Source organism: Burkholderia sp. MSMB1498 (genome assembly GCF_001526245.1).
Taxonomy (GTDB): domain Bacteria; phylum Pseudomonadota; class Gammaproteobacteria; order Burkholderiales; family Burkholderiaceae; genus Burkholderia; species Burkholderia savannae.
The window spans coordinates 54,678-68,406 of sequence record NZ_LOYJ01000018.1; the positions used below are offsets into that span (position 1 = coordinate 54,678).

Sequence of the window (13,729 nt, forward strand, 5' to 3'; positions counted from 1 at the left end):
TATAGCGAGGGGTGATCAATCGTTTTGTGCATCCGGAGGACTGGCCGTATCGGTCGCCTGTGCCGGTTTCGGGCTGAGAGTGATGGCATCGATTCGATAGGGAAGCATCGCGACGCAGCGCGCTTCGATCACGAACGTCACACGCGGGTTGTCGTCCTTGTCGGTCCACTTGTCCTGCACCATGCGGCCATCGACCAACACGCGCATGCCTTTCTGGTAGAGCGCGGCCCAGTGTTCGGCCTCGTCGTGCCACAGTTGCACCGGCGCCCAGAAGCCGCCGCGATCCTCGTAACCGTCTTTCACGGGAACGGGGTTGTCGAAATACACGTTCAGGCGCAGCAGCCGATCGGGATCGTCGTTGCCGTGCGGGAATTCTCGAAACTCCGGCGCAGAGCCGATATTGCCTTCGCCGATGAAACGGGTGCTCATGATCGAGACTCCTTCGAGTGAGCGTGTCGGGCGACACGGTGGTGGTAGATATCGTCGGCGTGCGTCATGGCGGCGACGCCGGCGTGGGCCTGGTGGGCGAGCGTATGCAGGAGGCTGATCTGCATGTTGAGTGCGATGCGCTGAAGCTCCATCGCGTACAGGTCGTCGATCAGCGAGGCCGGCGTGCGGGGATCGTCGAGCAGCGTGTCCCATAGCGTGACGCCCATCGCCGAACGGTCGAGGTTGCGCCAGCGCAGAAAGGTCGTGCCTGCGCCAGTGGTCTGCTGGGCCAGATAGACGGCTAGGTTGTTGAAGGGGGGCGACGCGCCTGCGGCAGAAGGGAGCGTTCGGACAGTGCGATGAGCGCGTCGCGCAGTGCTTCGCATTGGCTGGCCCAAACCTCCAGATCCCCCTTACCTTTAAAAGGTTTTAAAAGGCCTTTTAGGTAGGCCGCGTGTTCCAGTCGCTGGAAGGCTGTCTGTTCCAGCGGTACGAAGCGACGCGTTGCGCCAACGTCTTCATGCATGGTGCTCACGATGCCTCCGCATCGTCGGCATCATCAGCGGATATCGGGAGTGATGCGTCAGTGGTTGCCGCAGCCGGCTCCGTTGTGTTTGAGGTGGATGCGGGATGTTGCGCCAGACCACTGCGACGCACGATGGGTGGTGCAAAGCGCGAGCGGCGCGTGCCTTCGAGCACGTCCTGCGGCAATTCGCCGAACTTTTCTCGCGCGGCACGCGCGGCGGCATTGTTCGCTGCGAAGTCGTCGCGCTGCGTGCCGGAATAGCGGTAATGCTGCGCCAGGCTGAAGAGGCCGCGCAACGCGTGTGCACCGTCGTTGAGCCAGCGCTCCAGAGTGCGGCGATCGATCATCGCGGTGTGATGCGCCAGGATCAATCGCCGCGCGAGATCGTCGTAGTCGGCGAGCAGGTACACGGCCATGAAGCCGAGCTGCGCATTGATGAAGAGCGGCAGCCGCACCGGCTGGATGTTGAGGTTGTCGCCGAGCGTCAACGCGGGCGGCACGTCGGCCAGCGCCTGATCGACCTGCTCGCGCAGCGTTTGCAGGGTGGCCTTGGTCTGCGCGAGCTTTTCCTCGATGCGCAGCATCCACCCGTCGGAATACGGATCGTCCTGTTCGGCGCCGTGCTTCATCTTGTTCATGATGGCGACGAAGCCATTCAAGCCGATGATGCCGGGCCGTCCTTCCGCGGCGGTCCGTCCATGCCAGACACGCGCGGCGTGATGCGTGTGCAGCGTCAGTTGCATCGCGCTGCGCGTAAGCGGCTCGGCGCGACCAGTTCCATATTCGCGCGCGCGTGGGGCACGATGTGAGAGCTTGGGGAGTCCGTGAGGATGACGTGAGATCGTGCCCACGATCGTGGATCATGGGCACGATCTATCTGGATCTATGAAGCAGTCAGGCAGTGCCATGCGAGCTGACCAACGTCAGCTTGTCGACCACATTCCAAGGCAGCAGTTCGTCGACGCGGGTGATGACGTGATCAGCGATGTGGGTCAGGACGTATTCCAGATAGGCGCGGGGGTTGATGCCATTGAGTTTGCACGTCCCAATCAAGCTGTACATCGCGGCGGCCCGCTCACCCCCGCTGTCGGAACCAGCGAACAGGAAGTTCTTTCTCCTGAGGCTCACGCAACGCAGGGCGTTTTCTGCCAGCGCGTTGCTGATCTCGGCTTGCCCATCCTCGCAGAACAGCGTCAGCGCAGTCCAGTGATTCAGCGAGTACTGGATCGCGCCGGCCAACTCCGACTTGCGCGACAGCGTCGCGAGCTTGGCCCGGATTCTCGCTTCGAAGGCGTCCAGCAGCGGCTTGCTTTTCTCACGCCACACGCGCTGCCGTTCATCGGGCGGCTTGCCGCGGATGTCGGCTTCAATGCCGTAGAACTCGCCGATCATCTCGAGCAGTTTCTGGGTCTCGTCCGTCGGTGGGCTCGCGTGGATCTCGTAGTATTTTCTCCGCGCGTGGTCCCAACAAGCAGCCTCGCGGATCTTGCCACTTACGTACAACTCGTCGAAGCCGCCGTAGGCATCGGCTTGCAGGATGCCTTCGAATCCGGCGAGATGCGCCTGAGGATGGATGCCTTTGCGATCGCACGAGTACGCGAACCACACCGCAGCCGGCTCCGTCGAGCCCGAACGGCTATCGTCGCGCACGTATACCGAGAGTCGCCCGGTCTTCGTCTTCTTGTTGCCCGGCGCGAGCACGGGAATCGGCGTGTCGTCCGCGTGCAACTTCGTGCCCGCCATCGTGTACCGGCGCAGTGCGTCGGTCAACGGGCGGCAGAGCACCTCGCACTGTCCGACCCAGCGACCCATGCTGGCGCGGTCAAGCGTCACCCCGTCGCGCGCCGCGATTTCCGATTGTCGGTACAGCGGTGCATTATCTGCGTACTTCGACACTAGAATGTCGGCAAGCAAGTTCGGATGCGCGATACCGCGCTCGATCGGCAGTCCCGGCATCGGTGGCTGCGCGATGTGGCCGCAGGCCGGGCAGACCGTCTTGTGCCGGACCGTGCGGATCACTTTGAACATCGCCGCAACACGGGCGAGCTGTTCCGAGACGTCCTCGCCCAGGCACTGCATAGCACCTTCGCACTTGGGGCAGATCGAATCCGGTTTGAGCACGCGATCTTCTCGCGACAGGTGCGGCGGCAGCGGCTCTCGTGCGGCCGGATCGCTGCCAGTCGTGGATTTTTCTCTTGGGACCCTTGCGTGCTGAACGTCGGCGACACCGCTGCCTGCGGCCAGGTCCTCAAGCCGGAGCTCAAGCCTCTCGATCTCTCGGGCAAGTTGTTCCGATTTGCGGCCGAAGTGCATTCGCTTGAGCTTGTCGATCAGCAGCTTCAACCGTGTGATCTCGAGATCGCTTTCAGCGATGTCGCGGCGCAATTGCTCGATCTCGAGTTCCCGTTCGATGGCCGACGCGCGAGCCTCAGCCAGCATGGCCTTCAGCGCAGCGACATCGTCGGGCAGATCGTCGAGATTCGGCATGTGCCGGAGTTTACGAGCCTCCCGAGCGGTTTACAACACCTACAGCATCGACAGAGGTGCCGTACGGCGGGGCTGTCGCCAATCGATGCCTTCGAGAAGCATCGACAGCTGCGCGACCGTGAGCGAGATCTTCCCACCATCGGCCTGCGGCCAGATGAAGCGGCCGCGTTCCAGTCGCCTCGACGTCCGCGGAAGATGAACACGTGACCGCCCAGCGGATTCTCCTCGAGCGCCGCCTGTACCTTCGCGGCAAGCCCCTGGAAGCCGCAGCGCATGTCCGTGACTCCCGCCGCAGGCCAGATGCGGGTGCCAGCCGGCAATGTGATCACTTCAGGCATTCCTGCAGGAATGCTTCGGCGCGCTCGGCAGACAGCCCACGAATCCGCACGAGCCGTTTGCCGATCTCCACTTCAATTTCGCACACGGGCATTGGTGCGGGAACACCGCTTATCACCTTCGACGTCGTGTTTCCTGTCGGCTGCGGCGCCGGCAGCATCAACGCAGAATCGATCACGTCAACGCTCAGCAACTCCGTGCCTATCATGGCTGATGGCGCGGCTTCCAGTACCGGCAGCTCCAGCTTGCCTTCCCGATATTGCTTGCGCCACCCAAACACGACGTTGGCGTTGATGTCGTGCCGCCGCGCGACGATCGACACCGACATGCCAGGTTCCAATGTTTCCCTGATCACTTGCTGCTTGAATTCCCGCGCATACGTGCGATGGGCCGGGCGCGCTGCGTTCGGCATAGCTGACCGTCTCCGTCAATCTAAACGCGACTATCGTGCGCTAGCAAAATCAGCATCGGGAAACGGTCGGGCCGAGTCGCTTACGGCACACCGCCTCCCGATTGCGTTGGACTGCTGCTCGACCTCGTCATAGTGGGTCATATCCATTCGTTGATTGGTGGGTGTCCGAGCGGCGGCGGTACGTACTCCGTACCGGTGTCCTTGTCGATCAGTAGCCATTGCCCGTTGGCGAGCCGTTTCACGTGGCAGTGCGGATGACGCATCTGCATGATTCGCGCTACGCGGCCGCGCTCGTAGCGCCGAATGGTGGCCATTACGAGTCGGACGGTACTGGCGGCCGCTATGAGGAGCCCGGCTGCCGCCAGGATCGTGAGGCATGACCAAGCCGTGCTGCCACCGAGCTGGGTGACCAGTTCGGTGGCGACGGTGACCGGCGCCGTTAAGGTCGAAGAGAACACGATCGAGAACTGAAGCGTCCGGATTTAGCTGGTGAGTCGCCGGCGAAGCGCGGCGCGATCGCGGCGGAAGAGCCCGAGCCCTATCGCGAGTGCTGCTGGAACACTTACGGCGATCGCATAGGCCCACCAGAGGCGTTCGCCGAGATCCCGAGCCAGTGCCTCGATCGGCCGATGTTCGATTGCGTTCGATTGGCAGATGGGCGAGAGCGGAAGCGCCTGGTCCGGCGCTATGTCCTTGCATACCTGGATCGAAATCGACCCGATTGGCGCAGGTGGGTAGGAAGCTGTCTGCGCGGCGAACTCCAGGACTTCATGTGGGATCGCCTGAAACGAGAAGTTGCTGTACAGCGCGAGAGCGCCGCAAAGAATCACGCTCGGAATCGAAAAGAAAATGTAGAAGGCCCATTTCCCCACGAACAGGGTTTGGCTGGCGAGATAGCGGGCGCGGTCCAGAGGTGCGCGCATGGATTGGTTGCTCATTGTGCGGTTGCCCGGTTGGTTTGGCGGGGGCGGCGGGTGCGCCCACCACAACCATGCAGCCGGCTGACAGCTCGGAGAACAGCGAAAGCGCACCTGTTTCCTGGGGCTTTTCGCCTTACCCCGCTCAACCGGTTGCGCGACCCAGGTTCTGCTTAATAAGTGAGCATCGACTCGCGAGCGCCGCTAGCCTTGGGCAGCCGCGACTTATCCACAAGCTTGTGCAGCGTAAATGTGGGTATCTCGGCTGGTGGGCCACCAGGGTGAAAGCGTGCCCGAACCTGGCCGCATTTCGTGCCAGGAGCTTCGGTACGGCACCTTATCATCCGATCGACCTACCGCGTCGACGACGCATCGACTCACGGCCGCACCCGGCCCATTCACTTCACCCCAACGGGATCACTCCCGTCGGGCGTGCTCTCCCGTCATCAATCTGGAGAGCACCATGGCCGTTTCAATCGTCCGCATGCTAGAGGCGGCCGTATGAGCCGAAAGAGCGCGGAAAGAACGTTTGCACGCGAAGCCGATCCCCACCAGGCAGAGTTCGTGAAGCTGCTCAAGCAGTTTGGCTATGCACACCAAATCAACACGGTGTTTGCTGATTTCGTCGAGATATCCACTATCGCGTTGAGCAACAGCGTGGACAAGCCGCAGTTTGAGCCGCGAGAAAAACGCTACCTGGAGATCGTCGGAAAATACAAACCCGAAGAGCTCCAACTATTTGCTCGGATGTTCGCGGAGCTGACACTCTCGCTCGAACATAGGCTCGGCATCGATGACCGTCTTCCGCCAGGCACGCTGCCGAGCCCGGGGAGTCTGACCGACGTGCTCGGCGAGACTTACATGATGCTGGGTATAGGGAACGACCGAGCCGGCCAGTTCTTCACGCCATACCCCGTCTCGCGCCTGGTAGCCGGCATCACAATCGGCGACCGCGGCGTGGCTATCGAGCAGGACGGCTTCATTCGAATGCAAGAGCCCGCGTGTGGTGCAGGCGGGATGGTGATCGCGGCGGCCGACGCGCTGCTGTCGATTGGCGAAAACTACCAGCAGACATTGCATGCAACCTGCATCGACGTCGACGCGCGCTGCGTGCACATGACGTACCTGCAGCTGTCGATGATGTACATCCCGGCGATCGTCGTGCATGGGAATGCGCTCACCGGGGAAGTATGGGGGATTTGGTACACGCCGGCGCACATTCTCGGCGGTTGGCGGGCGAAGTTGCGGCAGCACCGGCAGGCGGATTCTCTCCGTAAAGTGCTTGCGCTGGAGCGTATCGCGGTCGACCCGGACGCCGGCGCAGAGCAGAATCCTGCCGGCGGCGTGGCGCCCGACAACGACGTCGCCGTGGCGCCTGTCGTCGAGGTGCCGGCGGTCGCAGTCGACGTTTCCGACGACACCCTCTGCGATCTCTTCGACGAAGCAGTCGAGCAATCGAATGCCAGCATCTTCGAGGCAGTCGATCAGCTAGCCCTTTTCTAAAACGCACGGTAGCGCGATATCTTCTTTTCCCCAGGCCCGATCGTTTGATCGGGCTTTTTTGTTGCTAGACGCGCCTCAAATCAATCTACGAAGAGGGCAATACCGTGGAGAAGTGGATCGTTTTTGCCGAGCTGTTGGGCATGCTAGTTGCTGTGATCGATCGCAACGCGAGTGTGCGCGGACGCGTCATGCATCGAGATCTCGAGGTTCAGGGCGGTAGCGGTCAAGTCGTTGTCGAGGATGCGCCGGTCGTTTCCCGCGCAGACAGCGCTGGACTGACGTGGCGCACGGCAGAACTGTTCTTGATTGCGGCTGCGGCGATCTGGGCACCTTCGCTTCTACGTCGTCTCGTGAATAGAGCGGCGGCGCCGCGCGCAAGCTAGCCATCGACAAGGTCTTCCCTGCAATCGTCTCTTCTGCAAGCGATCGGTGAAAGCTAGGTGATTGTTTCCGGCTTTTCGGCGAGTCCCCGAAAATTCAAGCGGTATCTTTTCCTCATCTACCGCGTCTCTGACGCATCGACTCAGCCGGCGTCGCCGGCATTCCTTTCCAACCCCATCGGGAACCAGTCCCGCTGGGGGCAGGTTCCCTTTCCGGAGAACCCGCGATGCAACAATCTACTATTCCCCTCCGCCGGATCAAGCGCGCGCATAACCCGCGAAAATATTTCGACCCGGCAAAAATGATGGATCTTCGTGCGAGCGTGAGAGAGCACAAGATCATTCAGCCGGTCGTTGTACGCGCGATCAGTGATGACCCCGACTATGACGCGGAACTCATTATCGGCGGCCGCCGTTGTTTGGCCGCCGAGGCTGAGCTCGGGCTCGATTACGATATGCCGATCGTTTTCCGGAACGTCGGCGACGTGCAAGCTCGTATCCTTGCGCTCGTTGAGAATATTCAACGTGACGATCTGTCTCCTTCGGAGGAGGCGATCGACGCCGCTGAGTTGGTCGGAGTGCACAAAGGAGATCGCGACGAGGCGGCCCGCGTTCTGGGTTGGTCACGCAGCAAGCTCGACGGCCGACTCGCGCTCATGAACTGTAGTGCCGCCGTACTTGAGGCACTGAATACCAGGACGATCTTGCTCGGTCACGCCGAGTTGCTCGCCGCACTGTCCAAGGAGAACCAGGATCGGGTGCTTCCGGCGATTGTCGCTGAGAGGAAGCCAGTGGCCGAGGTCAGGAAGCTTGTAGAGGGCGCGGCGTGTTCGTTAGCAGCCGCCATATTTGACAAGACCGACTGCGCAGCATGCCCGCACAATTCGGCGATGCAAACTGAGATGTTTGGCGAATCGATCGCGACCGGCAATTGCACGAATCGTCAGTGCTACAACGGGAAGACTGACAATCAGCTCAAGGTCACGGCTGCGGGTCTGCGTGACGAGTTCCCGACCGTGCGCATCGTGCGGGCGGGCGACAATCGCACGCGTGTCCAGCTCGCAGTCGACGGACCGAATGGTGTCGGCGAGGCACAGGCCAAGGCTTGTCACGGCTGCCAGAACTATGGCGTCGCAATCAGCGGCCTGCCTGACTCGTTGGGGAATGTCTACCGGGGGCAGTGCTTCGACACCGTGTGCAATATGCGGATGGTCGGCACCCGTCTCAATGCCGAGAAGGCTGCTGCCAAAGCGGCTGCTTCTGACGGAAAGGCTGCCTTGAGGGATACGAAAGCTGCTGGCAAAGGAGCGTCGAAGTCTGACGCTGCTGTACCGGCCGCCGCGCCGGTCACCGCCGTCACCGAGTCCGACCGGGTGAAGCGATACCGCGAGGTACTTTGGCGCAAGGCACTGCGACGCGACGTCGGCAAGAACGCGGCGCTCGCGCGACGGTACCTGATCGCAATTGTCCTCTCGGGCTATGCTCATCAGATCAAGGACGAAGTGTTTCGCTCCGTCTACGAAAAGGTGACGGACGAGAAGGCTCCCGCGTCCGATTTCCCGAAAGCCCTTTTGCTCGCTGGCGCCACGTCAGACGAGCAGGCGGCAATGCTGGTCACTGGTATGTTTGTCGCGGCGATCGAAGGTCTCGACGTTTCGTATCTCAGGCAAATCTGCAAGCATCACAACCTCGACCTGACGCGGTACTGGAAGCTCGACACGGAGTTTCTGGAACTCGTCACCAAGGCCGAGATGATGGTGATCGCGGATGAGTTGGGCTTGAGGGCGGCGATGGGCGGCGACTTCAAAAAGGTGTTCTCGAAGTCCAAGGCGGACGTGATTACGGCGTTGCTTGCCGTCGAAGGTTTCGTCTACGACGGCAAGCTCCTGAAGGTTCTCAAATTCTAAGCAGCGGCCGGTCATCGGCCGATCCGAATCGACATCTTGCGCCGCCTCGAGCGGCGCTCATTCTTTCTGGAGATTCACATGTTTCATGAACTGGAGCCGCTGATTCGCTCGGCGGAGAAGTTGTCGCTGTCGCTCACGACTGATGGTGACCTGATCGTGGTGTTCGTGGCGCCGCAAGGTGGCAACGATGCGGCGCTCAGACAGCCGCTAATCCTGAAGGGGACTGCTGCGGAGCTCGAAGAGGGCTTTGCTACGGCGATTGGCGGGTTCACGGCGGCGCGCAAGTCGCTGGAAGAACAGGTGGCAGCGACCATAGCCATCCTCGAGTCTCAGCAGCAGTCGCAGGCGACCAAGGCACAAAAGGCGCTGGCGAAAGCGTCGAAGCCAGCGGCCTCGAGCACCGAGGCTGATTTGGATACGGATGACATGGAGGCCGGTACGGCTGCTGTGTCGTCCAATCCGATGCCTGCGGTCGACGAAGAGCCGGCCGGAACGGATCTGTCCTCGTTGCTCCTGTGAGGTGAACCATGTCGATCAGTATTGCACCTGTTGTCCGTGAATTCCTCTACAACGGCATGACTCTGATGGACCCGGGGCCGACGTTCTCTCCGATTCAGGTCCGCGATTTGTACACCGCACAGTATCCAGAGCTGACGACCGCTGCGGTCGACGGTCCGGAGATCAAAGGTGAGCTCATGCACTACAAATTTGTCCGTGCGGCTGGCGCGAAAGGCGCTCATGCGTAAGGACGCCCTGCTCAAAGCCCTGTCCGATCCGGACAGCGGCTTCAGCAAGAACAAGCCGCCCGGAGGGGCGGTTTTTTTATTTGACGAGGAAATGCGGAGATGTTCTTCGATTCTGCACTCGCTGGTTCAAGCCTCTCTGGAGGCTCGCCTGCGGCCGGGCAACCGGCACGCGCTACCGTTGCCCGACGTCGACCTGCCGCTGATCTTTTGACACTCCCGTCTATCGGTCAGGACGTTCCGAAGGATGTCCGTCTGAAATGGCGGGAGGATCTCCCGCTCGCAGAGCTTGTGACGAAGCACTTTCAATACGGTCCGCTGCGTGCGGCCGATGTGCGCGATCCGGCGGACGCTGGCGACGCATTCCAGCAGGCCTTCTTTGCGTGGGTGCGTCGACAGTATGGTGAACTGAAGCGAGTTCGCTTCAATCCCGTTCTGCTCGACGCCCACGCGGCGCGCGATGTGCTTGACATAGTCGGGCACGGCAGCAGTGAAGGCGATCCGACGCCGATCTTTTTCGCGATGGAGCTCGAGCACGAGTGGGTGTACGAGCTCGGAGAATCGCGTGCAATGCTGCATTCGGCGCATCCGACGCTCCTCAAGACTGTCATGACGGCGATTGCGCGCGCTTCGGCCCGTACGTCGTTCGTGCGCCTGCCGGACTGGTTCCTGTATGAGTTCTCGTGTTGGTACTGGGATAGCGACGAGAGCGTATCCGATGAGGAGGCAGACAAGTGGTTGCGGGAGCGATTCGGCGAGGACAACGAAGTACGCCAGGCCTATTTGCCGTCCGAGGTTCGTCCTGTCTTGTGTCCGGACGACGTCAATCCGTCGTGGCGACACCCCGGCCGATGGCGCGCCCCAGGCGTTCTCGACGCGACCGATTTGCGGAGGTTGCGGAGCGCATTGAAGGGCACGCCGCGCCGTGTCTGTACCGAAGTGCTCGAGTTGCTAAATCTCATGGGTGCGAGCCGCAGTTGGAATCTGTTCAAAGTGGCGTACGAGACCAATCCTGCGTACGCACTGTGCTCGGTTGTCGTCGAGAACAACCATTTCGTCAATGACCTGCTCGACTGTCATTTCGAAAACCAGGCGTCGTGTGGCGACGCGACGGCCTATACCGGGCTTTCTCGCTTCGAGTCACGTCCTCGCGCGATTCGCCGCCAGTACGCCGACATGGCGCTGGCATTTCGCATTCTCAGTCACCTGGATCGCCTGTTGACACTGGTGACGAACTAATTAACGGAGTTTTCTATGTCTGGTATCTCAACCGGTCGTACCGGTTCGAACGTTTCGTTGTCGCAGGCATTCCTGCTCTATTCGGGCAAGGATGGCGCGCATTTCGCCACGGCTCATGAAGTGGTCGAGGATCGAAAGACCGGCCGCCCAGTCATTGGTGCAGGCAGGCCACTCGATCGCGACACGTTGATCAACACCCTGCGCCAGCTTGCGGAGAACGCTGCCCCGAAAGCAGAGTTTCTGCCCTCAACGGTGTTAGGCCTCTCGCCGAAGGCGGTGATCTGGTGGTCGCCGCCGACGATGCGACGGGTGTTCTTCGAGTGCGAAGCCCTTGGCCAACGCAGCGCCGTGGTTCCGCACCCTGGGCTCGTCTTTCGGGCGTCAAATAGCGGTTTCCGCGTTTTTGCGGTCGCATCGGCGGAGCGTCCCGATCCCGAGACGCCTCTTTTCGAGCCACCCTATTTCAATACGTGGGACCACGGTGCAATCTGCATCGGCACCGCGCGTGTCCCGAAACGCATCGACGTCGCATCGATCGTTGGCTGGCAAAACGGTTTCTTCGATTCTGCATTTACGCATCCAAACGCAGGCGGGAAACGGGTGGCATACGAAGACGGTGAGTTTGCCTTCTGGCGCGACATGCTCGACGGGAAATTCGGCAACGCGTTTCCCCTGGAAACGTTGGTGTCAACACAATGGACGGTTCAGCAGCTCGTGAACGGCTCGGTTGGGAGGTCCGCATGAATCCAATCGATTGCATGCTCCAGCTCTCGTTTCCGTCAGTTATGGTTCCGTCGTGCGAGCGGGTCGAGCCCATGGCACGCATGGGTGAGCGGCTGCTCATCGGCGTCAACGGTGTGTTTCTCGAAGTACTGCGGCCGTGGATTCGTATCGTGCGTCGCATCGCGAAATACGAGGTGGCGACAGCGATTCCCTATGGCAACGTCGATGAGGTGACGGAACTGTTGTGCGGGCCGGTGCCTCCGACGCTCATCGCAGAGTACCGCGCAATGACGCGTGCGGCGTTGCCGAATGAAACCGGAGCGTGGATCGTCTGGAATCAAATGACTCACGCGTTTCGACTGATTCCGCTAGTCGCGTTGTCGCATGGACCTGACCATCTCGATTACGAGCGACCGACCCTTGCAGATGGCGAGTCGTTGGTAGTCGACTGTCACTCGCACGGCGGAGGGGCGGCATTCTTCTCCCAGACCGACAATGAAGATGACCGTCACGATGTGAAATTCGCGCTCGTGCTCGGCAACTGCGATGCGGTTCCATCAATGGCGCTTCGGTTGTGCGTGAAGGGGATCTTCGAGCGATTCAAGGAGGTTCCGTCGCCGTGGATTGCTGCGTTGGCCGGGGAGGTTGCCCAATGAACGAAGTCACCCATCATCGCATTCCTGCCGAGCTCGTGTATCGGGCGTGGAAGATCGTTGTAGTGGGAGCGGGAGGAACGGGAAGTGCCCTTCTATCAAGTCTCGCGCGTCTGCATCACGCGATGATCGAGCTCGGTCATCCAGCCGGGATTGAGTGCACCGTGTTCGACGATGACACAGTGAGCGAATCGAACGTGGGGCGCCAGGGTTTCTATCCGAACGACGTCGGTCAATACAAGGCGCTCCTGATGGTGAATCGCCTCAATAACCTGATGGGCACGAACTGGGACGCGGAGCCCCGGCGGGTTGATTCGCAAGTGAACCTTCATGCCGATTTCGTCGTGGGGTGCGTTGATTCGCGCCGCGCCCGGCATGCGATCGTTCAGGCGGCGAAGCGGGGTAGCGTGCGGTACTACCTCGACTGTGGCAACGAGACGGATCGCGGTCAGGTTATTCTCGGCGAGTTTGGCAAGGCTCGGCCTGACCGATTGCCGCATGTCGGCGATCTGTTTCCAGACCTGCTGAATGCGAGGAACGATAAGGGCGATGACACGCCGTCCTGTTCGATGGCAGACGCGCTGCGTAAGCAGTCATTGGTCATCAATCAGGCGATCTCGGTGCAGGCGTTCAATCTGCTCTGGCTGCTCTTTCGTACTGGATCGCTTTCGTACTCCGCGGTGTTTGTCAACCTTGCAACAGGGAGAACGAACCCGGTCGCAATCGATCCGGCTGCCTGGGCCCGCTTCGGGTATGACGTGCCACCGGCGCCGAAGCCGACAGCGTGCAAGCGCAAGAAGGGGACAGTGTCGTAATGGTGTCGCCTCGATGAGAGGCGGCTTTTATCACCCAACGGGTAGTAGCCCGTTGGGCGCTACCCGCGTTCATGGACCTTTCTTCATGGAGCGTTCGGATACTAGGGCCGTGCGAGACGTTGATTTGCCGCACGCGGTGATTCGTTTCAAGCGCGCAGTGCAGTTTCCTCGATTCGGTATGGCCGAGGGGGAGCGATGGGGGTTCGTGGTCTACGGTAAGACGGCGGATCGGATCGCTGCCATCAAGGCTGGTGACCGGTTTGATTTTGCCGGTGGCCAGTGTCTTGCTATCGACGTCGAGATCATCTACGAAGGACCCGCCAATCTCGAATTTAGCCGCGCCGCTGGATACATCTAGGCCGGCTGCATAACTTATTCGACCAGCGCCTCCCGAGCATTCGGGCAGGCGCTTTTTTTTCGTCCAGAAGAAAGCGGGGCGGTTTTCTCGACGATTGCGGCTACTTTCGGCGGCGCGCAGGCCTACACTGATCGGTAATCCCCCCGCTTTTAACGCGAGTCAGAAGTAGAGACTATGCCGCGGCCATGAGCCGCTGTTTCGGCGTCATGCCGCCAAGGCCCATGGTAAGCGCCTGAGCAGTACCGTAGTTCAGGTTGTTGACGACGGAGATTCGCGGCGCTATCGGATGGGCTCGACGCGA

The 13,729-nt window shown here is 60.9% G+C and carries 16 protein-coding genes and 2 pseudogenes; 10 read left to right on the forward strand and 8 right to left on the reverse strand.

Annotated features, from left to right (window positions below; all coding sequences use genetic code 11):
- Nucleotides 1-15 precede the first annotated feature (15 nt).
- The 8 genes and pseudogenes from WS91_RS04665 to WS91_RS04690 form a co-directional block, all read right to left on the reverse strand.
- Complete coding sequence (locus tag WS91_RS04665) at nt 16-429, reverse strand: single-stranded DNA-binding protein (protein ID WP_059669844.1); 414 nt, start codon at nt 427-429, stop codon at nt 16-18.
- Nucleotides 426-955, reverse strand: a pseudogene (locus WS91_RS04670) (DUF3158 family protein). The gene WS91_RS04665 and the pseudogene WS91_RS04670 overlap by 4 nt, the downstream one beginning before the upstream one ends.
- Before the next feature lie 5 nt (nt 956-960).
- On the reverse strand, nt 961-1,698 hold the full coding sequence (locus tag WS91_RS04675) for a PFL_4669 family integrating conjugative element protein (protein WP_059669845.1): 738 nt from the start codon (nt 1,696-1,698) through the stop codon (nt 961-963).
- A gap of 151 nt (nt 1,699-1,849) precedes the next feature.
- Entirely contained in the window at nt 1,850-3,442 is a 1,593-nt protein-coding gene (tnpC, locus tag WS91_RS04680; protein WP_059669846.1) for an IS66 family transposase, read from the reverse strand.
- A 39-nt stretch (nt 3,443-3,481) separates the two neighbouring features.
- A pseudogene (gene tnpB / locus WS91_RS32100) lies at nt 3,482-3,780 on the reverse strand (IS66 family insertion sequence element accessory protein TnpB).
- Nucleotides 3,768-4,190 carry a transposase gene (locus WS91_RS38110; RefSeq protein ID WP_059669847.1) on the reverse strand — a complete coding sequence of 141 codons (423 nt, stop codon included), beginning with the start codon at nt 4,188-4,190 and terminating at the stop codon, nt 3,768-3,770. Before WS91_RS38110 ends, tnpB begins: the two are co-directional and overlap by 13 nt.
- Nucleotides 4,191-4,327: 137 nt before the next feature.
- Nucleotides 4,328-4,648, reverse strand: coding sequence for a hypothetical protein (locus WS91_RS35495; RefSeq protein WP_156432287.1), 321 nt, complete (start codon nt 4,646-4,648; stop codon nt 4,328-4,330).
- Nucleotides 4,649-4,672: 24 nt separating this feature from the next.
- Nucleotides 4,673-5,128, reverse strand: a complete 456-nt coding sequence (locus tag WS91_RS04690; RefSeq protein ID WP_059669848.1) for a hypothetical protein — start codon at nt 5,126-5,128, stop codon at nt 4,673-4,675.
- Nucleotides 5,129-5,608: 480 nt separating this feature from the next.
- Here WS91_RS04690 and WS91_RS04695 point away from each other — a divergent pair, with 480 nt between their 5' ends.
- From WS91_RS04695 to WS91_RS04735, 10 genes are all read left to right on the forward strand, one after another.
- A complete protein-coding gene (locus WS91_RS04695) occupies nt 5,609-6,610 on the forward strand; it encodes an N-6 DNA methylase (protein WP_059669849.1) in 1,002 nt (333 codons plus the stop codon).
- 104 nt (nt 6,611-6,714) lie between these two features.
- Nucleotides 6,715-6,993, forward strand: coding sequence for a hypothetical protein (locus WS91_RS35500; RefSeq protein ID WP_156432288.1), 279 nt, complete (start codon nt 6,715-6,717; stop codon nt 6,991-6,993).
- A 224-nt stretch (nt 6,994-7,217) separates the two neighbouring features.
- Nucleotides 7,218-8,897, forward strand: a complete 1,680-nt coding sequence (locus tag WS91_RS04700) for a PRTRC system ParB family protein (protein WP_059669850.1) — start codon at nt 7,218-7,220, stop codon at nt 8,895-8,897.
- Nucleotides 8,898-8,975: 78 nt separating this feature from the next.
- Complete coding sequence (locus WS91_RS04705) at nt 8,976-9,416, forward strand: PRTRC system protein E (protein WP_059669859.1); 441 nt, start codon at nt 8,976-8,978, stop codon at nt 9,414-9,416.
- An 8-nt stretch (nt 9,417-9,424) separates the two neighbouring features.
- The gene (locus WS91_RS04710; protein WP_059669851.1) at nt 9,425-9,643 is read left to right on the forward strand and encodes a PRTRC system protein C; all 219 of its coding nucleotides are present in this window, start codon (nt 9,425-9,427) and stop codon (nt 9,641-9,643) included.
- A gap of 99 nt (nt 9,644-9,742) precedes the next feature.
- The gene (locus WS91_RS04715) at nt 9,743-10,879 is read left to right on the forward strand and encodes a PRTRC system protein F (RefSeq protein WP_059669852.1); all 1,137 of its coding nucleotides are present in this window, start codon (nt 9,743-9,745) and stop codon (nt 10,877-10,879) included.
- A 15-nt stretch (nt 10,880-10,894) separates the two neighbouring features.
- The gene (locus WS91_RS04720) at nt 10,895-11,623 is read left to right on the forward strand and encodes a PRTRC system protein B (protein ID WP_059669853.1); all 729 of its coding nucleotides are present in this window, start codon (nt 10,895-10,897) and stop codon (nt 11,621-11,623) included.
- Entirely contained in the window at nt 11,620-12,258 is a 639-nt protein-coding gene (locus WS91_RS04725; RefSeq protein WP_059669854.1) for a PRTRC system protein A, read from the forward strand. The genes WS91_RS04720 and WS91_RS04725 overlap by 4 nt, the downstream gene beginning before the upstream one ends.
- Nucleotides 12,255-13,070: a PRTRC system ThiF family protein gene (locus WS91_RS04730; protein ID WP_059669855.1), complete on the forward strand. Its 816-nt coding sequence runs from the start codon at nt 12,255-12,257 to the stop codon at nt 13,068-13,070. Before WS91_RS04725 ends, WS91_RS04730 begins: the two co-directional genes overlap by 4 nt.
- 85 nt (nt 13,071-13,155) lie before the next feature.
- Complete coding sequence (locus WS91_RS04735) at nt 13,156-13,428, forward strand: hypothetical protein (protein WP_059669856.1); 273 nt, start codon at nt 13,156-13,158, stop codon at nt 13,426-13,428.
- Nucleotides 13,429-13,729 lie beyond the last annotated feature (301 nt).